Genomic DNA, 23,051 nt, shown 5'->3' on the forward strand with positions numbered 1-23,051 from the left:
ATGGGTAATTCGATTGAAGTCAAGGACCTGACGCTGAACTTCGGCTCGGTTTCGGTTCTGAAGAACATGAACCTTGATGTGGCAGAGGGGGAGTTTGTCGTCCTGCTGGGGCCGTCCGGCTGCGGGAAGTCCACGCTGCTGAACTGTCTTGCGGGCCTGCTGGACATCACCGACGGGCAGATCTGGATCAAGGGGAACAACGTCACCTGGTCCGAACCGTCCGAGCGGGGGATCGGGATGGTGTTCCAGTCCTATGCCTTGTATCCGCAGATGACCGTGCGGGGGAACCTGTCCTTCGGGCTGAAGAACGCCAAGGTCCCGCAGCCCGAGATCGACAAGCGCATCGCGCGTGCGGCGTCGATCCTGCAGATCGAGCCTTTGCTGGACCGCAAGCCGGCGGCCCTGTCGGGCGGCCAGCGCCAGCGCGTCGCCATCGGCCGGGCGCTGGTGCGGGATGTGGACGTGTTCCTGTTCGACGAGCCCCTGTCGAACCTGGACGCCAAGCTGCGCAGCGAATTGCGGGTCGAGATCAAGCGCCTGCACAACCAGCTTGGCAACACGATGGTCTATGTGACCCATGACCAGATCGAGGCGCTGACGCTGGCCGACCGCATCGCGGTGATGAAGGGCGGGGTGATCCAGCAACTGGCCGAACCGCTGGAGATCTACAACCGTCCGTCGAACCTGTTCGTCGCCGGCTTCATCGGCAGCCCGTCGATGAACTTCCTCAAGGGCCGCACGATCGAGGGGGGGCGCGCCTTCCAGTTCGGCGCCACCAGAATCGACCTTGCGGGTTATGACGGCGGTGCGGTGCTGGAGCGGGACGATGCGATCCTGGGCGTGCGGCCCGAGCATATCACCGTGTCCACGACGCCCGTCCCGGGCCCCTCGATCCCGGCCGAGGTCGAGATCGACGAACACCTGGGCGCCGACAGCCTGCTGTGGCTGAAAGCCGAAGGCGCGAACATGAGTGTTCGGGTGCCGGTCGAGGGGCGGTTGCCGCCGGGGACCAAGGTGCATCTGGGCCTGGATATCCCCAAGGCCTCTCTGTTTGACGTAAAGACGGAACAAAGGATCTGAGGGATGCTGGATCTGGCGGGCGGCTGGACGCTTTCGGATGAAAGCGGCGCCCATGTCGTGCCTTTCGATCTGCCGGGGGACGGGGTCTCGGCGCTGGCCCGTGCCGGGGTGATCCCGGACCCGTATTGGGGCCGGAACGAATATGACGTGCGCTGGGTGTCCGAACGCGATTGGGTGGCGCGGCGCAGTTTCACGCATGACGGCTCGGCCGCCGAACTGGTGGTCGAAGGGCTGGACACCGTGGCCGAGGTACGGCTGAACGGAGCTCTGGTCCTGTCCGCCGCCAACGTGCATCGGCGCTGGCGGGTGGACGTGTCGGCGGCGCTGCGGGCGGGAGAGAACGCGGTGGAGATCCTCTTCCGTTCCCCCGTGCGCGAGGCCGTGGCGCGGGCGGCGCGGATGCCGTTTCCTATCCCGTATCAGCAGGTCAACGGGCCGATTGCCCATGCCAACATGCTGCGGAAACAGCAGTGCGATTTCGGCTGGGACTGGAACATTGCGCTGGGGATCTTCGGGGTGTCGGGTGCGATCCGATTGGAGGCCGTGGGCCCACGGATCGGGGATGTGCTGGTCGATCAGGTGCATTCCGCCAGTCAGGTGGAGGTGCAACTAAGGGTTCATGCGACGTCTGAGGACGTGACGGCAAGCCTTTGTGGCGTAAGCCAAACTGCCCCGGTGGTGGATGGCGTGGCGCTGCTGTCCCTGGTCATCCGCGACCCCGTGTTGTGGTGGCCGGCGGGTCAGGGTGCGCAGGTGCTGCACGACCTGGTGCTGACGGGCGGCGGGGCGCGGGTGGTCAAACGCCTGGGGCTGCGGGACATGAAGCTGGTGTCCGAACCCGACGCGGCGGGGCGGTCCTTCGGCGTGCAGGTCAACGGCCGCGCGGTCTTTGCCAAGGGCGCGAACTGGATCCCGGCCGATGCTCTCTTCGGGCGGATCACGGTCGAGGGCGTGCGTGCGCTGTTGCAGTCCGCCGTCGATGCCAACATGAACATGCTGCGCATCTGGGGCGGTGGCCGGTACGAGCCGGACTGGTTCTACGATCTGTGCGACGAGATGGGGTTGATGGTCTGGCAGGACTTCATGTTCGCCTGCCACCTCTATCCCTCCACGCCCGAATTCCTGGCCGAGGTGGATGCCGAGGTGCGCGATGTGGTGGCCCGGATCAGCCACCACGCCTGCATCGCCCTCTGGTGCGGGGACAACGAGTTGATCGGGGCGCTGACCTGGTTCCCCGAAAGCCGCAAGGACCGGGATCGCTACCTTGTGAACTACGACCGGCTGAACCGCACGGTCGAGGCCGCGCTTTTGGACACATTGCCGGGCGCGAACTGGTGGCCGTCCTCGCCCAGCCCGGGACCGCTGGCGTTCGGGGATGCCTGGCATGACGACTCCAGCGGCGACATGCATTTCTGGAGCGTGTGGCATGAGGGGAAGGACTTTGATCATTATCGCGACGTAAGCCCTCGGTTCTGTTCGGAATTCGGGTTCCAGTCCTATCCCTCGCTGACCGCCATCGCGCGGTTTGCCGACAAGAAGGACTGGAACATCGCCGCCCCGGTGATGGAAAGCCACCAGAAGAACCCCGGCGGGAACGCGCGGATCGCCGAGACGATGTTCCGCTACTTCCGCTTCCCGGTGGATTTCCCGAACTTCGTATATGTCAGCCAGATCCAGCAAGGGCTGGCGATCAAGACGGCGGTCACGCATTGGCGCAGCTTGAAGCCGCATTGCCAGGGGACGCTCTACTGGCAACTGAACGACACCTGGCCGGTCTGTTCCTGGGCCAGCCTGGACCACGGCGGGAACTGGAAGCTGCTGCATCATATGGCCGCGCGGTTCTATGCGCCGGTCCTGGTGACGGCGGTACCGCAGGCGGGTGGCATCGTGTTGCGGGCGGCGAATGACCGGCCAGAGGCGGTGACGATCACCGTGACCGCGCGGGCAGCCGCGATGAACGGGACCACGCGGGACCTGGCTGTGGCCACGGTCACGGTTTCCCCCGATGCGGCGGTGCAGGTCCTGCACCTTGCCCCGGACGCCCTGGGGCCGGACGAGGTTCTGGCCTTCACCTGGGCGGGCGATGCCGAGGGCGGTGACGTCCATGCGCCGAAGCCGTGGAAGGCGTATGACCTTCTCCCCTCGGGCCTGGCGGCGGATATCCGGCAGGAGGGTGCGGAGTGGAAATTGACGCTGCAGGTCAAGGCCCTCGCCCCGTTTGTTGCAGTGGAGTCTGAAGTTCCTGGCCGCCTCTCGACCAATGCCGTGACACTGTTCCCCGGCCACCCCACCACGATCACCTTCACGCCCGAGGACCCCTCGGCGCGGCCGACATTCACCCTCCGCGATCTCCACTCCGCCACTTACGGCGGCTGACGAAAGGCACCCCTCATGTTCTCATACCAACTCTACTCCTCGCGGAACTTCCCGCCGATGGCCGCGACCTTCGAGATGCTGGCCAAGGCCGGATATACCGCCGTGGAAGGCTATGGCGCGCTTTATGCCGATGATGCGGCGGTCGCGGCGACGCAGGCCGGGCTGGCGGCGACCGGGCTGACCATGCCGACGGGGCATTTCAGCCTGGCGATGCTGGAGGGCGAGGTGGACAAGGTTCTGGGCATCGCCCGCGCGCTGAAGATGGAGCGGCTGTACTGCCCCCACATCATGCCGCAGGACCGGCCGACCGATGCCGCAGGCTGGCGCGCCTTTGGCGAAAGGTTGCAGCGTGTCGGCGCGCCCTACAAGGCAGCGGGCTACGGCTTTGGCTGGCACAACCACGACTTCGAGTTCAAGGCGCTGGCCGACGGCTCGATCCCGCAGGACCGCATCTTCGAAGGCGGGCCGGGCCTGGAATGGGAGATGGACGTGGCCTGGGTCATCCGGGGCGGGGCCGACCCACTGGCCTGGATCGAGAAATACAAGGACCGGATTACCGCCGCCCATGTGAAGGACATCGCCCCGGCCGGCGAATGCACGGACGAGGACGGCTGGGCCGACGTGGGCCATGGCACGATCGACTGGCCCACGATCATGGCGGCGCTGCGGGCGATCGGGGTCAGGCACTTCGTCATGGAACACGACAACCCGAAGGATCACGAGCGGTTCGCAGAACGCTCCATCGCGTCGGCCAAGACATTCTGAGGATCAGTGAAAATGGCAAATCTGGGTTTGGGTATCATCGGCTGCGGCAATATCTCCAGCGCGTATCTGCGCCTGGCGCCCCTGTTCAAGGGGCTTGAGGTGCGCGCGGTCGCCGACATGAACATGGACACCGCGCAGGCCCGCGCGGCCGAGTTCGGGGTCAAGGCGCAGTCGGTCGAGGACCTGCTGGCCAACAAGGACGTGGATGTGGTGATCAACCTCACCATTCCCGACGCGCATTATGGCGTGACGAAGCGGATTCTGGAGGCGGGCAAGCACGCCTATTCGGAAAAGCCGCTGGTCCTGACGCTGGAGGAAGGCGTCACCCTGCGCGACCTGGCCAAGTCCAAGGGCCTGGCGGTGGGCTGCGCGCCCGACACCTTTCTGGGCGGCGCGCATCAGCAGGCGCGAGCCGCGCTGGATGAGGGACGCGTGGGCCAGATCACCAGCGCGGTGGCCTGCGTGCAGAACCACGGGCCGGAAGGCTGGCATCCCAGCCCCGATTTCTTCTTCTTGCCCGGCGCGGGGCCGATGCTGGACCTTGGGCCTTACTATATCGCCAACCTGATCAACTTCTTTGGCCCGGTGAAGCGGGTCGGGGCGATCACCTCGTCGCAGACGGCGACGCGGACCATCGGCTCGGGCGCGCGGGCCGGCCAGGAGATCCCGGTTAGGACTCCGACGAACATTCATGCGCTGCTGGAGTTCCACTCGGGCACAGTGGTGAACCTGACGACTTCGTGGGACGTCTGGCACCACAAGCGCAACCATTTCGAGCTTTATGGCACCGAGGGCACGCTTTATGTCCCCGACCCGAACTTCTTTGGCGGCACGGTCGAGGTCGGTGGCAAGGACGGCAGCCTGACCGTGCTGGAGCCGTGGGATCATCCGTTCGGCATCCCGAACCAGGAGCATCCCAAGCACGGCGCATTGGCGAACTATCGCACGGCGGGGCTGGCCGACATGGTCGCGGCGCTGATGTCGGGCCGGGACGCGCGCTGCAGCCTGGAGCGCACCCTGCACGGGGTCGAGGTGATGACCGCCTGCCTGAAATCGGGCGAGACGGGGGACTTCGTCACCATGACCACCACCTGCTCGCGCCCCGCGGCCCTGTCGCCGGCCGAGGCGCGGGCGCTTCTGGTCTAGAACAGCCGCGCCCGGCGCCTCCCTGTCGGGCGCGGCCCAGCGGGCGGAGGGATTGAGGGGTCTCTCCGCCCGCGCTTCCACAAAGGTCTGATGATGCTGGAAAATCCCGTGCTGCGCGGCTTCAATGCCGATCCGTCCTTTTGCCGGGTGGGCGAGGATTACTACATCGCCACCTCGACCTTCGAATGGTATCCGGGGGTGCAGATCCACCACAGCCGCGACCTGGTGAACTGGACGCTGGTTGCGCGCCCCCTGCGGCGGGCGGCGCAGTTGGACATGCGCGGCAACCCCGACAGTTGCGGCATCTGGGCACCCTGCCTGTCCCATGCGGACGGGCGGTTCTGGCTGGTCTATACGGACGTGAAGCGGCTGGATGGCGCGTTCAAGGACGCGCACAATTATATCGTCACCTGCGAGACGGTGGACGGCGATTGGTCCGATCCGACCTATGTGAATTCCTCGGGCTTTGACCCCTCGCTCTTCCACGACGATGACGGGCGCAAATGGTTCGTGAACATGCGCTGGAACCATCGGGGGAAGGGCACCGGCCTGAACCCCGCGCATGACGCGTTCGACGGGATCGAGTTGCAGGAATGGCATCCCGAGCGCGGCCTTCTGGGCGAGGTCGCCACGATCTACACCGGCACCGACCTTGGCCTGACCGAGGCGCCGCACCTGTTCAAGCGCGACGGCTGGTACTACCTGACCACGGCCGAGGGCGGCACGGGCTATGACCACGCGGTCACGATGGCCCGGTCGCGGGATATCGGCGGGCCCTATGAGACGCATCCGGCCAAGCATCTGATCACCGCCCGCTTCAACCCGGAAAACCCGATCCAGCGCATGGGCCACGGGCAATATGTCGAGGGGGCGGATGGACGGCACTGGCACAGCTTCCTCTGCGGTCGTCCGCAGCAGGGGCCGCATGGCCCGTTCTGCGCGACGGGACGCGAGACCGGGCTGGCCGAGGTCGTCTGGCGCGACGGTTGGCTGTGGCTGAAGGACGGCGGGCAACTGCCGCCCACCACCATCGACCTGCCGGCCGCCCGCATCCCGCGCGGCCCGGTAGAGCGGGACTTCTCCGGTCCCGATCTGCCGCCCGAATTCCAGTGGCTGCGCCATCCGCACCCGGAGCGGCTGTTCCAGATGACAGGCACCTGTCTGCGCCTGACCGGGCGGGAAAGCCTGGGGTCGTGGTTCGAGCAGTCGCTGGTCGCCCGGCGGCAAGAGGAAGCGGCCTATCGGGCCGAGGCCGACTTCCTGTGCGATCCGCCGAACTGGCAGCGGGCGGCGGGTCTGATCACCTATTACAACCGCCACAAGTTCCACGCCGCGCTGATCACGCGCGAGGGTGGCGAGCGGGTGGTCACGCTGGTCTCATGTCTGGGCGACTGGCCGGGCGAGGGGCTGACCTTCCACGGGCGCTTCTCGGTGGCCGAGGGCAAGGTGACGCTGGGCGTGACGGTGGACCGGGCGGTGCAGCAGTTCAGCGTGAACGGCGCGGCGGTCGGGCCTGCGCTGGACGCCTCCATCGTTTCGGACGAGGGGGGCAGGGGGGAACATGCCAGCTTTACCGGCGCCTTCGTCGGTGTCGTGGCGCATGATCTGACCGGGCAGGGCTGGACGGCGGATGTGACCAGGTTCCGCTATGACGACGGAATTTGATCAACTCTTGATTGCCGGGCACAGCGCGTCATAAAGGGGGCAAGAGAGGTGCCCCCAATGGACGCGGAAGAGCGGAAGATACCCAGCCACGAGGTCACTTACGCGCGCCTGCGCGACATGATCCTGTATGGCCATCTGGCACCCGGCGCTCCGGTCACCATCCAGGGATTGATCGCCGACCTTGGCGCCGGAATGACCCCGGTGCGCGAGGCGATCCGGCGGCTGACGGCGGAAGGCGCGCTGCTGCCGCAGGGCAACCGGCGGGTGGCCGTGCCGCAACTGTCGTCCGAGATGCTGGACCAGGTCGCCTTCGCCCGCCTGGCGATCGAGCCGAAGCTGGCCGAACTGGCCGGCGGCCGGCTGACGCCCGCCCAGATCGACCGGCTGGAGGCGATCGACGGCAAGGTGAACCGCGCGATCGAGGCAGGATGCCTGTCCGACTATCTGGCGGCCAACCATGCCTTTCACTTCGCGCTTTATAAGGCGGCCGAGGCCCCGGTGCTGCTGGACCTCGCCCGCTCGCTGTGGCTGCGGGCCGGGCCAAGCCTGCGGGCGGTGATTGCCCGCTATGGCCGTGAGACTGCGCCCGACCTGCACCGCGAGGCCCTGGCCGCGATGCGCTCTGGAGACGCGAAGGCGCTGGCCGGGGCCATCGAGCGCGACATCCAGCAGGGCGTGGACCATGTTCGTCAGTCCCTGGCCGAGTCGTCCTGAACCGCACGTGTCAAATTGAGCGCCTGGCGGCGCGAGGCTCTTGTCTCGTCGTCGGGGCTTGCGCCCTCCTCCTCGCTGATGGGGGTTTTACCCCCAAACCCCCAGGATATTTGGCGAAGGGAAAGCTGTGCTGGATAATTTGATCAAATTTCTTGAACGGTCGCCCGTTTGATCATATCCTGCGGGCAAGACGGGGCATTCGGCCCTGCTGATTCCGCGAGGTCACCCCATGAACATGATCACCAACCACCTGCCCACGGCAGAGTTGCAGCGCCTTGATGCGGCGCACCACTTCCATCCCTTCACCGACAAGGCGGGGTTGGCGGCCAAGGGGGCGCGGGTCATCACGCGGGGCAAGGGGGTCTGGCTCACCGACAGCGAGGGCAACAAGATCATCGACGGGATGGCGGGTCTGTGGTGCGTGAACATCGGGTACGGCCGCAAGGAACTGGCCCAGGTCGCGGCGCGGCAGATGGAGGAGCTGGCCTATTACAACACCTTCTTCCAGACGACCCATGTCCCCGCGATTGCCCTGGCGGCAGAGATTGCGAAGCTGGCGCCGGGTGATCTGAACCACGTCTTCTTTGCCGGCTCGGGGTCCGAGGCGAACGATACCAACATCCGGCTGGTGCGGCGGTACTGGGATGTGAAGGGGATGCCCTGGCGCAAGACCATCATCTCGCGCTGGAACGGGTATCACGGGTCCACGATGGGTGGCGGCTCCCTGGGCGGCATGAAGCCGATCCACGCGCATGGCGGCAAGATCGATGGGATCGAGCATATCGACCAGCCCTACTGGTGGGGCGAGGGCGGGGACATGTCGGAGGACGACTTCGGCCTTGCCCGCGCGCGGCAGCTGGAAGAGAAGATCCTGCAGCTGGGGCCTGACAATGTGGCGGCCTTCATTGGAGAGCCGGTTCAGGGCGCGGGCGGGGTGATCATTCCGCCGCGGACCTACTGGCCGGAAATCCAGCGGATCTGCGACAAGTACGGGATCCTTCTGATCGCCGACGAGGTGATCACCGGCTTCGGGCGGACGGGGAACTGGTTCGGGTCGCAGACCTTCGGGATCAAGCCGCATATCATGACCATCGCGAAGGGGTTGTCCTCGGGCTATCAGCCGATCGGCGGCAGCATCGTCTGTGACGAGGTGGCCGAGGTTGTCGGCGGGGCGGGGGAGTTCTTCCACGGCTACACCTACTCGGGCCATCCGGTCGCGGCGGCGGTGGCGCTGGAGAACCTGCGGATCATGCAGGACGAAAAGATCGTCGAGCATGTGCGGGACGTGGCCCACCCCTATCTGAAGGAGCGGTGGGACGCGCTGGCGGATCATCCGATGGTCGGCGAGGCGAAGCTGGTGGGTCTCATGGGGTCCATCGCGCTGACCCCGAACAAGGCCAAGCGGGCCAAGTTTGCCAGCGAGGCGGGGACGGTCGGCTTCAAGACCCGCGAGCGGTGCTTTGCCAACAACCTGATCATGCGGCATGTCGGCGACCGGATGATCATCTCGCCGCCCCTGGTGATCACGACGGCCGAGATCGACATCCTGATCGAGCGGGCGAAGACGTCGCTGGACGAGGCCTACAAGATCGTCAAGGACGAGGGGCTGTGGGTCGAGGCGTGATCCTGTCCACGGTGGACAAACCGGACTATCCGTTCAGGATCAAAGGTTTGTCCGTGGACGTTTAGGATCCGTCAACCATGTTGCGCGGGGGTAGGGTGGGCGGTATAGCCCACCTTACGCCTGTCCCGGACGGGCGGCCTCTTGCCCGCGAAGGCCGTTCCGCGCGGCGCGGCTTGAGTTTGGCGCGCGACCCCAATACACCTTCTGGGATCAAGGAAGGACCGCCCGCATGCGCATTCACAGTGATCTGGCCGACACGATCGGAAACACGCCGCTTCTGAAGCTGAAGAAGGCCAGCGAGATCACCGGCTGCACCATCCTGGGCAAGGCCGAGTTCATGAACCCCGGCCAGTCGGTCAAGGATCGGGCGGCGCTGTACATCATCAAGGATGCAGTGGCGAAGGGTCTGCTGAAGCCCGGCGGCACGATTGTCGAGGGCACGGCCGGCAACACCGGGATCGGGCTGGCGCTGGTCGGCGCCTCGATGGGGTTCCGCACCGTCATCGTGATCCCCGAGACGCAAAGCCAGGAAAAGAAGGACATGCTGCGCCTTGCGGGGGCCGAGCTGGTCCAGGTTCCGGCGGCCCCCTATCGCAACCCGAACAACTATGTCCGCTACTCGGGCCGCCTGGCCGAGGCCCTGGCCAAGACCGAACCGAACGGCGCGATCTGGGCCAACCAGTTCGACAACGTGGCCAACCGTCAGGCCCATATCGAGACCACGGGCCCGGAAATCTGGGAGCAGACCGGGGGCAAGGTAGACGGATTCATCTGCGCCGTGGGCAGCGGCGGCACGCTGGCGGGCGTGGCGGCGGCCTTGCAGCCGAAGGGCGTGAAGATCGGCCTGGCCGACCCCGAGGGCGCGGCGCTGCACAGTTTCTACACCACGGGCAAGCTGGAGGCCCCGGGCAGTTCCATCACCGAGGGCATCGGTCAGGGGCGCATCACCGCGAACCTGGAAGGGTTCACCCCCGATTTCAGCTATCGCATCCCGGATTCCGAGGCGCTGCCGATCATCTTCGACCTGCTGACGGACGAGGGGCTGTGCATGGGGGGATCGACCGGCATCAACATCGCGGGCGCGATGCGGATGGCCAAGGAGATGGGGCCGGGCAAGATCATCGTCACGATCCTGTGCGACTATGGCAGCCGCTATCAGTCCAAGGTGTATAACCCGACCTTCCTGCGTGAAAAGGGCCTGCCGGTGCCCGACTGGCTGGACCACCCGGCCCGGGCGATTCCCACCGTCTACGAAGACGCATGACGCTGCTCTTGCGATGGCTGGCGCTGGTCCTGGTCCTGGTGGCCGGACCGCTGGCGGCGCAGGATCTGACCCCGCCCCCGTTGCAGGACATCGTCGGCGACGGGTCGGTGCTGGACTATAGCGACTGGGACCGCCGCGCACAGCGCGCCGAGGCTGAGATTGCGGAGCGCCGCACCTCGTCTGACCGGCTGGAGGAAATCCGGGCGCAACTGGCGCAATGGCGCGCGGCGCTCTTGACGGCGCAAAATGCGAACTCGGCCCGGATCGCCACGGTGCGCGAACAGATTGCGGCCCTTGGCCCCGCCCCGGCCGAGGGCGAGACAGAGGCCGAGGAAATCTCGCGCCGCCGGCAGGAATTGGCGCAGCAACTGGTCAAGTTGCAGGCCCCCGGCATCGCCGCCGAAGAGGGCTATCGCCGTGCGGACGGCCTGATCCGCGAGATCGACCGCACCCTGCGCGAGCGTCAGGCGGATGAATTGTTGCAGCTTTGGCCCTCGCCCCTGAACCCCGGCAACTGGCCCGAGGCGGCGATCGGCCTGTCGGACACGGTGCAGCGGCTGTGGGAAGAGGCTGCGACCGCCTGGACCGACCCCGAGGCGCGGGCGGAACTTTTCGACAACCTGCCCTTGATCCTGGTCCTGTTGGGCGTCGCGGTGGCGCTGGTGGTCTATGTCCGGGGCTGGGTCGAACGATTTGCCGAACGGCTGCAACAGGGTGCTACGGCGCGGGGGCGCAAGGTCTGGTCGCTGCTGGCCTCGCTGGGCGAGATCATCCTGCCGACGCTGGGCGTGGTGGCCTTGGCCACGGCGCTGGTCGCCAGCGGCATGCCGGGCGAGATCGGGCGGCAGGTGGTGGCGGCGCTGCCCGCGATGGGCTTGGTCATCTTCTCGGCCGCCTGGCTGGGGGCGCGGGCCTTTCCGCGCGTGCAACTGGACAATGCGGTGCTGCCTATGCCGCCGGAACACCGGGCCGAGGGACGGTTCCTGGCGCTGCTGATGGGTCTGGTGGTGGCGGTCGAGATGCTGCGCTCGGCCGCGATGGATGCGCAGGCCTATTCCGACGTGACGACCGGGGTGATGTCCTTCCCGATCCTGTTGGCGGGCGGGCTGGTGCTGCTGTGGACGGGGCGGCTGTTGCGCAAGGCGCGGGATGCCGAGGAAAAAAGCTATGTGCTGCGGTTGCTCCTGCTGTTCGCGCGTGCGCTGACGGTGGTGGGGGTGGCCGGGCCGGTGCTGGCGGGCCTTGGCTATGTGCAGGCCGCGACGGCGCTGATCTATCCGGCGATCCTGACGCTGGGGCTGATCACGCTCTTGTTCATCCTGCAGCGGCTGTTCAGCGACATTTGGGCGCTGATCGTCAAGGCCGACGAGCAGGCCGCCGACACCTTGGTTCCGGTGCTGGTGGGCTTTGCCATGGTGCTGGCGGCGCTGCCGGTCTTTGCGCTGATCTGGGGCGCGCGGTTTTCCGATCTGACGGAACTTTGGACCCGCTTCACCGAGGGCTTCCAGATGGGCGAGACGCGCATCTCGCCCACCGACTTCATGATCTTCGCGGCGGTGTTCATCGTCGGCTACATGGTGACGCGGCTGTTCCAGGGGGCGCTGCGGGCAACGATCCTGCCGAAGACGCGGATGGACCAGGGCGGGCAGACCGCGTTGGTGGCGGGGGTGGGTTATGTCGGGATCTTCCTGGCCGCGCTGGTGGCGATCAACGCGGCGGGGATCGACCTGTCCGGCCTGGCCATCGTCGCCGGTGCCTTGTCGGTCGGTATCGGTTTCGGCTTGCAGCAGATCGTGTCGAACTTCATCTCGGGCATCATCCTTCTGGTCGAGCGCCCGGTCAGCGAGGGCGACTGGATCGAAGTCGGCGGCGTGCAGGGCAGGGTGCGGGCGATCAGCGTGCGGTCCACCCGGATCGAGACCTTCGACCGCAATGATGTGATCGTGCCGAACGCCGACCTGATCACCGGGCGCGTGACGAACTGGACGCGGTTCAACCTGTCGGGCCGGATCATCGTGCCGGTGGCCGTGGCGATGGGGTCGGACACCCGGAAGGTGGAGCGGATCCTGCGCGAGTTGGCCGAGGCCCAGCCGCTGGCGATCCTGAAGCCGCCGCCGCTGATCGTGTTCATGGGCTACACCACAAACCAGCTGAACTTCGAGCTGCGCATCATCCTGCGCGACGTGAACTTCAGCGTGCAGGTCCGCAGCGAGCTTTACCACCAGATCATGGCGCGCTTTGCCGAAGAGGGGATCAACATCCTGCCGCCCCCGGCACCTCCGGCCGAGCCTGACCCGGTCAAGACCGCGCAGACGGTGCTGGCGCTGGCCGATCTGGTGCAGACCGAACGGCCGCCGCTGGCAAAGCGGGCAGGGCGCAAGGTGCAGTCGGGGGATGTCAAGGGGGCGGAACGGTGACGGAACTTCTGTTCAGGGCGGATGCCTATCAGACGGCGGCGGAGTGCCGGATCCTGGCGCATACGCCCGAAGGCGGGCTGGTGGTCGACCGGACGGTCTTTTACCCCACAGGCGGCGGTCAGCCGGGCGACAGCGGCGTGCTGGAATGGTCCGGCGGCCTGCTGCCCATCGCCACCACGCTGAAGCTGGAGGGAGGGCAGGTCGCCCTGGTCCCGGCCGAGCCGCTGCCGATGCCCCCCGTCGGCGCCGCGGCCCGGCAGATGCTCGACTGGACCCGTCGCCACCGCCACATGCGCATCCACACCGCGCTGCACCTTCTGTCGGTGGTGATCCCGCTGCCGGTGACCGGCGGCGCCATCGCCCAGGACCGTGGCCGGCTGGACTTTGACATGCCCGAGCCGCCAGGCGACCCTGCCGTGATCGCCGGCATCCTGAACGCGCTGATTTCCCGTGACCTTGCCGTGACCGAGGACTGGATCACCGACGAGGACCTGGCGGCGAACCCCGGCCTTGTGAAAACCATGTCGGTCCGTCCGCCCACCGGCCAAGGCCGCGTGCGCCTGGTCCGCATCGGCCAGGGCGCGGATCAGGTCGATCTGCAACCCTGCGGCGGCACCCACGTCGCCCGCACCGGCGAAATCGGCCGCGTCACCCTGGGCAAGATCGAGAACAAGGGCCGCCAGAACCGCCGCGTCTCGATCCTGCTGGCCGAGTGACGGAAGGGCTTGAACCCGTGCCCCCGGCAGGCTAAGCACCCCGCCACGGACAGTTGGCCGAGTGGTCGAAGGCGCACGCCTGGAAAGTGTGTAGGCGGGGAACCGTCTCGAGGGTTCGAATCCCTCACTGTCCGCCAATTCTCTTTCCACGCTCGTTTTATTTTTGCCGCTAACGTCCGGAAAATGCGCGGAAATTCCCGCAGCTCTCGCCTAATGTGGCCCGAGATTGTCCGCGCTGGTTTGCCAGAATCCACCGCTTGCGCTAGGGTCAGGGCTAGGGAAACCAGGCCGACCCCAGTCGGCCCGCTAGGGAAAGGGAGCATGGATGGCGGCAATCAACAAGCTCACGGCGAAGTCCGTTGCGGCGCTCAAGGAGCCTGGGCGCTTCTCTGATGGTGGAAATCTGTATCTGAACGTCGCCAAAGGTGGGTCGAAAAGCTGGATTTTCTTCTACCGGCTGAACGGAAAGCAGCGGGAGATGGGCCTTGGCCCGGCAGGCGAGGACGGGGTAACGCTCGCCAAAGTCCGCGAGCTTGCGGCGGAGGCAAGGAAGCTTCTCGCGCTTGGGATCGACCCCCTCGATGCCCGCCGCAAGGCTGAGGCCGAGGCGAAGGCGGAGGAGGAGCGGCAGATCACCTTCGGACAGTTTGCCGACGACTTCGTGAGGCTGCACCGCGACGGCTGGAAGAACCCGAAGCATCGACAGCAGTGGGAAAACACCCTGTCCGATACCTATATCCCAGATCTGCGGAAGCGACCGATCAGCGCGGTCACAACCGAGGACGTGGTGAAGGTCCTCAAGCCCATTTGGACGACGACGCCGGAGACGGCGAACCGCCTTCGACTGCGGATCGAGAAGGTCCTCGACGCGGCGAGGGTCGAGGCCAAGAGGGTTGGAGAGAACCCGGCGCGCTGGCGCGGGCATCTTGCGCTGCTACTGCCCAAGCGCGGCCCCCGAGGCCGGAGCCACCACGCGTCCATGGCTTGGCAGGACCTGCCTGCGTTCATGGCCAAGCTCGAAGAACGGGAGGGCGTCGCAGCGCGCGCGGTGCAGTTCGCGATCTTGACGGCGGCGCGCAGCGGAGAGGTCCGCAATGCGGTCTGGTCGGAATTTGACCTCGACCGAGGGGTGTGGGAGATACCCGCGGAGAAAATGAAGGCCGGACGGCCCCACCGCGTGCCATTGGCGGAGGCCGCCGTGGCGGTCGTCCAGACCATGCTGCCTTTGCGGCCCCGCCGGGACTTCCAGGACGCCTACGTCTTTCCCGGACTGCGACGCGCACCGTTGAGCGACATGACCCTTTCGGCTGTCTTGAAGCGGATGGGTGCGTCTGGGGTCACGATCCACGGTTTCCGGTCGTCATTCAGGGTTTGGTGCAGCGAGGCGACCTCCTTTTCGCACGAGGTTTGCGAGTTGGCGCTTGCCCACGCGGTCGGCGACCAGACGGTGACGGCATACCAACGCAGCGACCTGTTCGAGCGCCGGATCGAGCTTATGCGACACTGGGCAAGCTACGTGATGACGCCGCCCGAAGATGCCGCCGAGGTTGTCGTCCCGATCCGATCCGCGACGGCCTGACGGCTTCGAAGGTGGTCTCAACAAGGGCGCGCCAAAAAAATTTCGGCGCGCCTTCCCTTTGCCAGATCGACGAAAGGATTTGCAATTCAAACGGTTGGATTTTTTCCAATTAATTCTTGCGGTAATTGGGGTCCTCTTGAATAAATAATAGGAAATATTCCAATAGACTTACGAGAAAAGCCTTCCCAATACATAAGGACGCCAGGCGGACTGGCGCGGATAAACTTGGAGGCAAAGATGAATACCGAACAGCCGATTTTCCTGACGCTGCAAGAGGCGCGCGGCATTCTGCGGTGTGGCCGCAGCAAGATTTACGAGCTGCTCGCCAGCGGGGAGCTTCGGGCCTCAAAGCTCCACGGCAAGACCCTGATTGCGCGGGCGGAGCTTGACAGGTTCATCGCGACTTTGATCCCAACCGACGTCGCGGCCTGATTGGCCATCGGGCGGCGCTTCCGCCGCCTCCGCCCGGCCCGCGTAGCGGCCTTCTGTTTGATTGTTGGACCGGAACAACGCGCCTTCCTGCCGGGTGGCGAAGGTGAACCTTTGCGCCGCGAGGCGCGCGCCAGGAGGGCACACAGCATGAAGACCACGATAGAGCCAAGGACAGGTGAGGCATGAGCGGCGAGAAGCGCGGCCCTGGCCGTCCCCGCAAGCCCGTTCAACCGAAGCCGGAGGGGCTGATCGTTCCGACGGGTATCGCCCTGGTGGAGATGCCCGATGACGTTGCCGCCCGCAATCGCGCCTTCAACGACTGGCAGCTCCGCACCCTAGCCATACAGGTCGAAAAGCGGCGCGGCAGGAACTCCGCCTCGCTGGTCGCGGTGATCGGTCGGAGCTTCAATTGGGTGAACGGCTATGCCGTCTTCACCAACGACGAGGCCGCGCGGATGATGGGTGGCATCAACCTGCGCAAGGCGGCTGCCGCATTGGCAGAGCTTGTCGAAGACGGGACGGTGTTCATTGCGAAGGAGTTTCCGCAGGCGACCGGCGGCTACCCTGTCCCGAAGCGGCGCATCTTCCTCGCCCTTCCAGTCGATAAAGCGGCAAGCGATCGGGGCGAGGATTTCTCTCCGTCCATGCCCCCCGAGGGGCACGAACAGAAAAAAACGCCGTTCATGCCCCCCGTGGGGCGCGAACGCGTTGATGGCCCCCGGGGGGCACCCGGTGAATGCCCCCCGGGGGGCACGATGAAGAGATTGACCTTTGTTGCGGGCGCGCTTTCGCGCGCGCCCGCTGAACCAATCAAAGGCGGTTCTGTAGATAAAGAAGAAGATGATTTTCAGCTCTTGGAAGATGACGGTGACAGCCGCGCGCTCTGCGCGGCTATCACCTTCACCGAGGCTGATCATCCCGAAGACCCCGACGTTGCTCCCGGTCCTGCGGCTGATCCTGATCCTGCGGCTGCTCCCAAAGGTAAGGGTGGCGAAGGTCGGGCTTCCGCTGTCACGGAAGCTGACCTTGACGCGCGCGAGGCCGAGGAACGTGCGGCCTTGGTGGCCGCCGAAGTCGAGGACGCTCCAATTGAGCAGGTCGAGCTGGCCGACGCCCTGGCCACGGCCTTCGGCTTCGACCTGGACGATCCCGATCAGCTAGCCGCCGATCTGTTGAGTGGCTTCCCGGCTGACGTCGGCGATGACGACGCTGCGCGCCGGGCTGCGGATGCACTCGCGGCGGCCTTCGCTGGTTTTGACCGGTGGCGGGCGCTCCCGGTCTGGGAAGCGGTCAAATCCGCCCTTTCCCGCGCCGTAGCCCGGCTGGCGGTCTCGCCGGAGCGCGGCGAGCTGGCCGTGATCGACCTGAACCGCGAGGCCGCCGCCGCTTCCGCGCGGCGCAAGGCTTCGCACACCGAAGAAAGCAAGTCTGATCCCAAAGCCGAGGAGGCTGTGAATGTCTGAGCCAATCCCGTTCCCCAGCTCCCGCGTTTCGGCATCGACCCCGGTCGCAGAGGGCGCAAAGGCCGCTTCGCCCGCAGTGAGCAGGGAAGCCTTTTTTCGCTGGCTTCCCCCCGAGCTTCGGCCCGACCAGATCGCCCGCGACCTCGTGAAGATTGCACAGCGCAAGTCCAAGGATGCAGCCCGTCCGACCTGGGCGGCGCGGAAGGCGGGCTTGGAAGTCGTCTTCCGCGAGCGTGGCATCCGTGGCCGCGCGGCCTTCGATCTCCACGCTGAATGGCACCGCCGGGTGCGCGCGGCCTGCGCGCTTGAGCTGGCTCGCGCGGAGCAGCGCGAGGCCGACTGGTATGCATTCACGCAGACCGATGCATTCTGGAAAGGGGTGTCTTAATGGGTCGGTATCAGATCGACTTCACCGAGCCGCCGCCGGTCGGGACGGTGATCGCATACCGAGGGCAACGGGCGGTCCTCGTGGAGGTCCCGCCCATCCACCGCCGCAGCGACGGCGAGCCTGGATGGCTGCTCACTTGGATGATCGACGGTCGCCGGGCGACCTCGGGCCTCCGTTCGGAAAGCGTGACCTGGGAACGGGCGAGCCGCGATGCGCGACCACGATGAATTGCCGCTTTTGACCACGATCCGGTCTGACGATCTGCTGGACGATACAACCGCCCCGACCTGGCACCGGGTGGAGCCTGTCGAGACCGTCGTATGCAGCCGGACGTTCGCCCAGGACGATCCGGAGGCCCTCAGGTCGCGCGGACCGGTCGCAGTCGCGTCGGCGCTGTTGCTGCTTGCCAAGTGGGGACGTCATGCCCCGTGGCAGTCGGTGCGCGAGGCCGCCGCCCTGCTTGAGCGATACCTGACTGGTGATCTACGGGGTGAGGACCTGGACGCCGCGCTCGGCCTGCGGAGGCGCGATGGTGGGCCGGACTTGGCCCTACAGGCCCGGCGGGCGGAGAGGGATCAGCTCTTGCTCAAACTTGCCCGCACAGCCTTTGCCGACCTTGGCCCTTGGGCTGCCGCCGCCGCGATCCGAAAGGCCATCACGGACTATGAGGTGCGCAGATGGGGCCGCGAGCGCCACCGGCCCGCTGCCCCGGCGGATCAGATCGCGGCTACCGCTTGGCGCGTCCTGCGCCTGAAACTGCCCCAGGGGGCGGTCCCGCGACAAGACGACCTTGCGCGGATGATCCGCGAGGATCGGGAAGGCCGCTGAACTTCCCGCGCCCTAGGGGTGGCGCTGGAAGTAGAGGTCGGGGGATGGTCAGGGCAGGAGGTGCACCGATGCCCAAACCCGAACCCGAACCCGAATTCGACGCGACCCGCCTTCTCTCCCTCGCGAAGGCCCGCGACACGCGCCGCGCATATGCGCGGTCCCTGGCCGAAAAGTATCAGACCGCCCGCGAGGAGCGGCAAGACGTGACCCGCCGCCTCGCCCTCGCCCGTCAAAACGCTGACCTGCACCGCCACGGCTTCCGCGCCGAAAGCGATGCGCAGATCGCGTTGCTTGAGGCGCAGGAGCGGGAGCTGACCTCCCGCCTGTATGAAATCCAGGCGGAACAAGACTGCATCGTCGGCGAAGCAAGCGAGGCTGCGTCTCTGTTCAAGTCTTGCCTCGACTTCGCCCACGGGCGCGGCCTCCCGATCCCCGCTCAGCTCGTGGAGCAGGCCAAGCCGCGCAATTTCGCGCCCCTCGGTGCGGTTGGGGGTGCAGCGTGATCGGCGGCATTCTCAAATCCTTGGGCAAAGCCCGCACTGCGACCGCCGAAGGCCTCGACGCCCTGGATGGGCTCCGCGAAGCCATCGCGCAGAAGCGGATGGAGATCACGGCCCTGCACCGCGCCCCCCTGCCTATTGCTGCGGCGCTGGCCCGTTTCGATGCATGGGCTGACCAGCATGCGACAGTCGCCATCGACAGCCTTGGCATCGACCGCCTGCTCGACCCTTCCGCAATGCGCGGGATCGAGTTGCCGATAGGGCCGATCAGCGCAAACGCAGGGCCGGATACCCGCCCTGCCGTGGATGCCCTCCTCGGCCTTGTCCTCCTCGTGGCCCGCGATCAGGTCCGCAAAACCTTGGCCGGTCAGCTCTCCGACCTGACCGCTGGAAAGGAGACATTGACCGATGCCGAGCGGGCCCGCCTGATCGGCGAGGTCGAAGCCCAGCTGCGGCAGGCCGAGGCGATGGAGGAAACGGCTGTCCGGTCCCTGGAAGAATCTGGCGTCGCCGTCAGCCGTCGGGCCGATGCGGACCCGAGCATCGTCCTGGCAACCAACAGCGCCTTGGCCCGGCTGGCAGGGTGAAAGAGTTGGGGGGCGTTTTCGTTGCTGTTGCCGCCCTCCGCGCCCGGGGTAATCGCTCCACCTCGGGCAAGCCCCGTCGTCGTCGTTACGACGGCGGGGCATCACATCCACCGAGGGAGGGGAGGACCCCCCCTCCCCCCTTAGGGACCGTTCCATAGCCCCCTCTAGCGCGGCGCAAGGACGGCCCGGTGTGCGTTCGTTTTGCAGGTTCGAGTTTTTGCACTTGGTTTGTGTTTCGACCTCTCGCTCAAGCTGAGAATGCCTGCCTTGCCGATCCTGAAATCCCAGCAATCCCAAGGAAAGTTCCGATGCCCGCCAACGCTGACGCCCGCCCATACGCACCGCCCGATGCGGTGACAATCGAAGTGGCCGGTCGCCTTCTCGGCCTATCGGCTGAGCGCATCCGCCAGCTGATCCGGGGCGGCCATGCGGTCGGGGCAGGACGGGGTCGGGTCCGGCTCGTCAGTTTGTTGCGGGGATACAGCGCGTTCCTCCGGGCCGAGATCACGAAGCCGGAAAGCGCGGCGATGGGCCGGACGCACCAAGCCAAAGCGGCGCTGGTTTCGTCCGCAACCGAACGTCGCCGGGCGGAGCTTATGCCCCGCGTCGATGCAGAAGTAGCCCTTTGCACCTTGCGCGAAATCGCGGCCCGCCACCTTCGCGGCTTCACGACCGGGCGGGCGCTCAAAGGACTTCCGACCGCGATCCAGGAGGCTGTCAAGCGTGAGGTGGCGAAAGGGATTGAACAGGTCGAGGAAGCCGAGCGGGAGGCGCGCCAGGCGCTTCTGACCGGCGACCTTGACCGTCTCGGGCTCGGGGGCCAGCGATGATCAGCGAAGATCAGGCGCGGGCGTTCCTGGCCCGCCATCTTGACCTTGCGACGGCGGCTGCGCTGCTGATCGTGCCGGAGGAAGCGGTGGCCGGTGTGGCGTCGGGCGGCGTTGTCACGCTTTTCGATGCCTGGCGGGCGATGCGACGGCATCTGGAAGCCCAGCTCAATAAAGCACGGGCGGAGCGGCGGTCGGCCTACATGGCCGCCCGCCGCGCGGTCCAGAAGGCCGCCCGGTCGGTCGTCCCCGTGGCCCGCGCCCGTGCCGCCGTGGCCGCCTTGGCTGCGGCTGTTGTCCTCATCCTTGACGCGCTGGCACTGACCCTTGCAGGCCTTGACGCCCGCCTTGCCGACCGCCTGCCGGGCATCCGGCGGGCGGTGGCGGAGGACGCGGGGGCTGTCCTTCGGGCAGGGAGGGGAAAGCGATGACCTCCACCTCGCCTACCGGCGCGACTGTGCGCCTGGCGGAGCTTTGCCAGATCCTCGGGGACGGTCCGAAGACCGGCCACCTGGCCCGTGCCGTGGCCGCCGGAACGCTCAAGCCGGACAAGCAGGGTCGGGTGGCGATCACGGTCGCGGTCCCGATGTTCTTCGAAGCGCTTCGCCAGGAAGCCGCGGCTGGCACCGCGACCGCCGCCGCCGAAGCGGCGCGGGCGGCGCGGGCCGACGCCCAGGAACTCCGCCTTGCCGAAGCAAGGCGTGAGCTGATCCCTGTTGAAGATGGGGAGGCCGCCCTGGATCACGTTGTCGGCGCGATCCTGACTAGCTTGTCTGCCATGCCCGCGCGGATCACGCGCGATGTGCCCCTCCGCCGCCGGGTCGAGGCGGCGTTGCATCAAGCGCAGGCTGCGCTAGCGCGCGACCTGCAAGTCCTCTGACTGAAAGTCCCGTTGTGAGGCGAGCGTTCTGATAATGTGGAACTTCACCGCCTCGCCTGGGGGTCAGGCGTTCTTGATGTGGGCTGAGCGGCCTTCGGCGGTGACCGCGTAGATCATCGTCCGGCTGTCGCAGAACGTCTCGGCGAAAGCTTCGGCCAGATCTATCCGGTCAAAACGGGCGCGGATGCGGTTCGCCGGTTTGGACCCTCGACAGGCGATGAAGTGATCGGCGTCAGCGAGGCAATTTGCCTCGTGGCCGGTAAGGGCGTAGCTCGTGGCGGGCATCGGAAAGCTCCGTTTCAAGGTGTCGCAGACACCGCCGACATCACCTAAAGAGCAAGTCCAAACATCTGACTTTAAGAGATAAAATCGCGGGAGTGCACTGTCGCGGCGCGCCGATACGGCAATAAGCGGGCTCCAAAGCGACTTGGGCCGCATCTTCCGCATTTCGGGTCGGGGCTATGCGCAACGAGCTGAACGGGGTAGGTTCAAGGAATCCCGACAACGTGAGGACCACCTTGATGTTCGACGCTGTCACCCAACCGCGCCGCACGAAGCACAAGCAGCACCCTTCCGATCTGGACCGGTGGGTCTCCGATGCCTTTGCGGCGATCCAGGCCAATGATGCCAGGCCAGAGGATCTAGACACTTGGACGCCGAAGGCGGTAGGTGAGCGGCTGATCGAAGCTCTGCGATGGGCGCGGTATTCCGCAGGGCGGACCGGCCCTTCCGGGGCTGTCGGGATTCGCTGGCCGGAGGCGAAGCTTTCACTGGAAGACCGGATGGATTTGTGGGGGCTGCCTGAGGTGGCCGATCCCGAAGACGTTCCGCCCATTCGGATCACGCCTTCAGCCGCTCAGGTTTCGCGTTACGAGGCGGTCCTAGCGTGGCCCGCGACCTACCTCGTCCCTATGGGGCACACCGGCAGCGCGAGGATGCTGGGGTTGTGGGCAGCCAGCCGGGCCTACAGGCTGTCCTTTGATCAGGCGCTACAGGCGCGCGGCGTGGGCCGGTCCTTGGCCTATCGGATGCGCGACCGAGGGCTGTCCCTGATCGCCCAGGGTCTCCACAGGGACGGTGTTCGGACTTCGAGCTAAAGGAGCGCCATGCAACACGACAAAGCTCTCGGATTTGTTGAGCTGGGCAAGAGCTATCTCGATGCCAGTCGCGCGTTGCAGGCCGATCTCGACCAAGCATCCCTTCGGCTTCGCTTCGAACATCCGGTGGACTTGTTGTTCGCCCATGCCCTTGAGTTGATGCTAAAGGGGTGCATCCTCGACGATGATCCTGGTCGTTCGGTAGAGGACTTTGGGCACAACCTGGCGCGACTTTACGCCAGCGTTCGAAGAAGTAAGCGTGGTGGACCGCTGATCCGCGCGTCGGAGAAGGCGGTCCGGAATAGATGGCGAGATCGCCTTCGGGGCGCGCGCGATGATCTGCAATCGGGCTTGGGCCTTCCGATTGAGGCAGCAAAGGACTTTGGTGTCTTGAGCAATGCCGAGATCGGTTCGGCGCTGGACGAGCTTGATCTGCGTCGGCAGGTCTACTGGGCAAGCGACCGGCATAGCCAAGGGGGCAGCATGTTTCGCTACCTGGTGCCGGGCCTATACAGCCGGGACAAGGCTATGATCTTCGGCCTCAACGACGACGTTTTCCGTCTGAGCATTTTCTGGGGGTGCGAGGAGCTTCATCGGGCTTTTGTCGCGCGTTGGCGAGAGCAGAGACAGGCAGGTTCGCCTGGCTATCCCGGACCCAGCGATTGAACGATTGAGCCGGAGGCGTGCGTTCGGTAGGTAAGTC

The 23,051-nt window shown here is 66.2% G+C and carries 23 protein-coding genes and 1 tRNA gene; 23 read left to right on the forward strand and 1 reads right to left on the reverse strand.

Annotation, left to right across the window (positions count from 1 at the left end):
- From CXR42_RS00535 to CXR42_RS00640, 21 genes are all read left to right on the forward strand, one after another.
- Window positions 1-1,080, forward strand: a complete 1,080-nt coding sequence (locus CXR42_RS00535; protein WP_103255573.1) for an ABC transporter ATP-binding protein — start codon at window positions 1-3, stop codon at window positions 1,078-1,080.
- Between the two features lie 3 nt (window positions 1,081-1,083).
- Window positions 1,084-3,456: a beta-mannosidase gene (locus tag CXR42_RS00540; protein ID WP_103255574.1), complete on the forward strand. Its 2,373-nt coding sequence runs from the start codon at window positions 1,084-1,086 to the stop codon at window positions 3,454-3,456.
- Window positions 3,457-3,471: 15 nt separating this feature from the next.
- On the forward strand, window positions 3,472-4,221 hold the full coding sequence (locus CXR42_RS00545; protein WP_103255575.1) for a sugar phosphate isomerase/epimerase family protein: 750 nt from the start codon (window positions 3,472-3,474) through the stop codon (window positions 4,219-4,221).
- Window positions 4,222-4,233: 12 nt separating this feature from the next.
- Window positions 4,234-5,367 (forward strand): Gfo/Idh/MocA family protein, encoded by a 1,134-nt coding sequence (locus CXR42_RS00550; RefSeq protein ID WP_103255576.1) that lies wholly within the window; start codon window positions 4,234-4,236, stop codon window positions 5,365-5,367.
- A gap of 93 nt (window positions 5,368-5,460) precedes the next feature.
- The gene (locus CXR42_RS00555) at window positions 5,461-7,032 is read left to right on the forward strand and encodes a glycoside hydrolase family 43 protein (RefSeq protein WP_103256953.1); all 1,572 of its coding nucleotides are present in this window, start codon (window positions 5,461-5,463) and stop codon (window positions 7,030-7,032) included.
- Window positions 7,033-7,089: 57 nt separating this feature from the next.
- A complete protein-coding gene (locus tag CXR42_RS00560; protein ID WP_103255577.1) occupies window positions 7,090-7,746 on the forward strand; it encodes a GntR family transcriptional regulator in 657 nt (218 codons plus the stop codon).
- Window positions 7,747-7,975: 229 nt separating this feature from the next.
- On the forward strand, window positions 7,976-9,370 hold the full coding sequence (locus CXR42_RS00565; protein WP_103255578.1) for an aspartate aminotransferase family protein: 1,395 nt from the start codon (window positions 7,976-7,978) through the stop codon (window positions 9,368-9,370).
- 229 nt (window positions 9,371-9,599) lie between these two features.
- Complete coding sequence (locus CXR42_RS00570) at window positions 9,600-10,634, forward strand: cysteine synthase A (RefSeq protein ID WP_103255579.1); 1,035 nt, start codon at window positions 9,600-9,602, stop codon at window positions 10,632-10,634.
- Window positions 10,631-13,051, forward strand: coding sequence for a DUF3772 domain-containing protein (locus CXR42_RS00575; RefSeq protein WP_103255580.1), 2,421 nt, complete (start codon window positions 10,631-10,633; stop codon window positions 13,049-13,051). The genes CXR42_RS00570 and CXR42_RS00575 overlap by 4 nt, the downstream gene beginning before the upstream one ends.
- Entirely contained in the window at window positions 13,048-13,767 is a 720-nt protein-coding gene (locus CXR42_RS00580; protein ID WP_103255581.1) for an alanyl-tRNA editing protein, read from the forward strand. Before CXR42_RS00575 ends, CXR42_RS00580 begins: the two co-directional genes overlap by 4 nt.
- Window positions 13,768-13,814: 47 nt before the next feature.
- Window positions 13,815-13,904, forward strand: a tRNA-Ser gene (locus tag CXR42_RS00585).
- A 188-nt stretch (window positions 13,905-14,092) separates the two neighbouring features.
- Window positions 14,093-15,346, forward strand: a complete 1,254-nt coding sequence (locus tag CXR42_RS00590; protein ID WP_103255582.1) for a tyrosine-type recombinase/integrase — start codon at window positions 14,093-14,095, stop codon at window positions 15,344-15,346.
- Window positions 15,347-15,583: 237 nt separating this feature from the next.
- The gene (locus CXR42_RS00595) at window positions 15,584-15,778 is read left to right on the forward strand and encodes a helix-turn-helix domain-containing protein (RefSeq protein WP_103255583.1); all 195 of its coding nucleotides are present in this window, start codon (window positions 15,584-15,586) and stop codon (window positions 15,776-15,778) included.
- Between the two features lie 182 nt (window positions 15,779-15,960).
- Complete coding sequence (locus tag CXR42_RS00600) at window positions 15,961-17,241, forward strand: hypothetical protein (protein ID WP_103255584.1); 1,281 nt, start codon at window positions 15,961-15,963, stop codon at window positions 17,239-17,241.
- A complete protein-coding gene (locus tag CXR42_RS00605) occupies window positions 17,234-17,629 on the forward strand; it encodes a hypothetical protein (RefSeq protein ID WP_146037969.1) in 396 nt (131 codons plus the stop codon). The genes CXR42_RS00600 and CXR42_RS00605 overlap by 8 nt, the downstream gene beginning before the upstream one ends.
- A 210-nt stretch (window positions 17,630-17,839) precedes the next feature.
- Window positions 17,840-18,457, forward strand: a complete 618-nt coding sequence (locus tag CXR42_RS00615; RefSeq protein ID WP_103255587.1) for a hypothetical protein — start codon at window positions 17,840-17,842, stop codon at window positions 18,455-18,457.
- A 68-nt stretch (window positions 18,458-18,525) separates the two neighbouring features.
- Complete coding sequence (locus CXR42_RS00620; RefSeq protein ID WP_103255588.1) at window positions 18,526-18,960, forward strand: hypothetical protein; 435 nt, start codon at window positions 18,526-18,528, stop codon at window positions 18,958-18,960.
- Complete coding sequence (locus CXR42_RS00625; protein ID WP_103255589.1) at window positions 18,957-19,544, forward strand: hypothetical protein; 588 nt, start codon at window positions 18,957-18,959, stop codon at window positions 19,542-19,544. The genes CXR42_RS00620 and CXR42_RS00625 overlap by 4 nt, the downstream gene beginning before the upstream one ends.
- A gap of 308 nt (window positions 19,545-19,852) precedes the next feature.
- Window positions 19,853-20,374 (forward strand): hypothetical protein, encoded by a 522-nt coding sequence (locus tag CXR42_RS00630; RefSeq protein WP_103255590.1) that lies wholly within the window; start codon window positions 19,853-19,855, stop codon window positions 20,372-20,374.
- Window positions 20,371-20,802, forward strand: a complete 432-nt coding sequence (locus CXR42_RS00635) for a hypothetical protein (RefSeq protein ID WP_103255591.1) — start codon at window positions 20,371-20,373, stop codon at window positions 20,800-20,802. Before CXR42_RS00630 ends, CXR42_RS00635 begins: the two co-directional genes overlap by 4 nt.
- The gene (locus CXR42_RS00640; RefSeq protein WP_103255592.1) at window positions 20,799-21,251 is read left to right on the forward strand and encodes a hypothetical protein; all 453 of its coding nucleotides are present in this window, start codon (window positions 20,799-20,801) and stop codon (window positions 21,249-21,251) included. Before CXR42_RS00635 ends, CXR42_RS00640 begins: the two co-directional genes overlap by 4 nt.
- A 63-nt stretch (window positions 21,252-21,314) precedes the next feature.
- Here CXR42_RS00640 and CXR42_RS00645 read toward each other — a convergent pair whose 3' ends face one another.
- Entirely contained in the window at window positions 21,315-21,536 is a 222-nt protein-coding gene (locus tag CXR42_RS00645) for a hypothetical protein (protein ID WP_103255593.1), read from the reverse strand.
- A gap of 236 nt (window positions 21,537-21,772) precedes the next feature.
- Between CXR42_RS00645 and CXR42_RS19675 the strand changes: the two genes are divergently transcribed.
- Window positions 21,773-22,348 carry a hypothetical protein gene (locus tag CXR42_RS19675; protein WP_245875310.1) on the forward strand — a complete coding sequence of 192 codons (576 nt, stop codon included), beginning with the start codon at window positions 21,773-21,775 and terminating at the stop codon, window positions 22,346-22,348.
- A 9-nt stretch (window positions 22,349-22,357) separates the two neighbouring features.
- Complete coding sequence (locus tag CXR42_RS00655) at window positions 22,358-23,014, forward strand: hypothetical protein (RefSeq protein ID WP_103255594.1); 657 nt, start codon at window positions 22,358-22,360, stop codon at window positions 23,012-23,014.
- Window positions 23,015-23,051: the final 37 nt, after the last annotated feature.

This window comes from Tabrizicola aquatica, from assembly GCF_002900975.1.
Classification (GTDB): domain Bacteria; phylum Pseudomonadota; class Alphaproteobacteria; order Rhodobacterales; family Rhodobacteraceae; genus Tabrizicola; species Tabrizicola aquatica.

Bases quoted from the DNA above. Each gene is read 5' to 3' on its own strand.
- CXR42_RS00655 (WP_103255594.1), top strand. From the start codon at position 22,358: ATGCAACACGACAAAGCTCTCGGATTTGTTGAGCTGGGCAAGAGCTAT.
- CXR42_RS00630 (WP_103255590.1), top strand. From the start codon at position 19,853: ATGCCCGCCAACGCTGACGCCCGCCCATACGCACCGCCCGATGCGGTG.
- CXR42_RS00550 (WP_103255576.1), top strand. From the start codon at position 4,234: ATGGCAAATCTGGGTTTGGGTATCATCGGCTGCGGCAATATCTCCAGC.
- CXR42_RS00555 (WP_103256953.1), top strand. From the start codon at position 5,461: ATGCTGGAAAATCCCGTGCTGCGCGGCTTCAATGCCGATCCGTCCTTT.
- CXR42_RS00595 (WP_103255583.1), top strand. From the start codon at position 15,584: ATGAATACCGAACAGCCGATTTTCCTGACGCTGCAAGAGGCGCGCGGC.
- CXR42_RS00615 (WP_103255587.1), top strand. From the start codon at position 17,840: ATGCGCGACCACGATGAATTGCCGCTTTTGACCACGATCCGGTCTGAC.
- CXR42_RS00540 (WP_103255574.1), top strand. From the start codon at position 1,084: ATGCTGGATCTGGCGGGCGGCTGGACGCTTTCGGATGAAAGCGGCGCC.
- CXR42_RS00600 (WP_103255584.1), top strand. From the start codon at position 15,961: ATGAGCGGCGAGAAGCGCGGCCCTGGCCGTCCCCGCAAGCCCGTTCAA.
- CXR42_RS00590 (WP_103255582.1), top strand. From the start codon at position 14,093: ATGGCGGCAATCAACAAGCTCACGGCGAAGTCCGTTGCGGCGCTCAAG.
- CXR42_RS00575 (WP_103255580.1), top strand. From the start codon at position 10,631: ATGACGCTGCTCTTGCGATGGCTGGCGCTGGTCCTGGTCCTGGTGGCC.
- CXR42_RS00605 (WP_146037969.1), top strand. From the start codon at position 17,234: ATGTCTGAGCCAATCCCGTTCCCCAGCTCCCGCGTTTCGGCATCGACC.
- CXR42_RS00560 (WP_103255577.1), top strand. From the start codon at position 7,090: ATGGACGCGGAAGAGCGGAAGATACCCAGCCACGAGGTCACTTACGCG.
- CXR42_RS00535 (WP_103255573.1), top strand. From the start codon at position 1: ATGGGTAATTCGATTGAAGTCAAGGACCTGACGCTGAACTTCGGCTCG.
- CXR42_RS00565 (WP_103255578.1), top strand. From the start codon at position 7,976: ATGAACATGATCACCAACCACCTGCCCACGGCAGAGTTGCAGCGCCTT.
- CXR42_RS00635 (WP_103255591.1), top strand. From the start codon at position 20,371: ATGATCAGCGAAGATCAGGCGCGGGCGTTCCTGGCCCGCCATCTTGAC.
- CXR42_RS00620 (WP_103255588.1), top strand. From the start codon at position 18,526: ATGCCCAAACCCGAACCCGAACCCGAATTCGACGCGACCCGCCTTCTC.
- CXR42_RS00645 (WP_103255593.1), bottom strand. From the start codon at position 21,536: ATGCCCGCCACGAGCTACGCCCTTACCGGCCACGAGGCAAATTGCCTC.
- CXR42_RS00640 (WP_103255592.1), top strand. From the start codon at position 20,799: ATGACCTCCACCTCGCCTACCGGCGCGACTGTGCGCCTGGCGGAGCTT.
- CXR42_RS19675 (WP_245875310.1), top strand. From the start codon at position 21,773: ATGTTCGACGCTGTCACCCAACCGCGCCGCACGAAGCACAAGCAGCAC.
- CXR42_RS00570 (WP_103255579.1), top strand. From the start codon at position 9,600: ATGCGCATTCACAGTGATCTGGCCGACACGATCGGAAACACGCCGCTT.
- CXR42_RS00545 (WP_103255575.1), top strand. From the start codon at position 3,472: ATGTTCTCATACCAACTCTACTCCTCGCGGAACTTCCCGCCGATGGCC.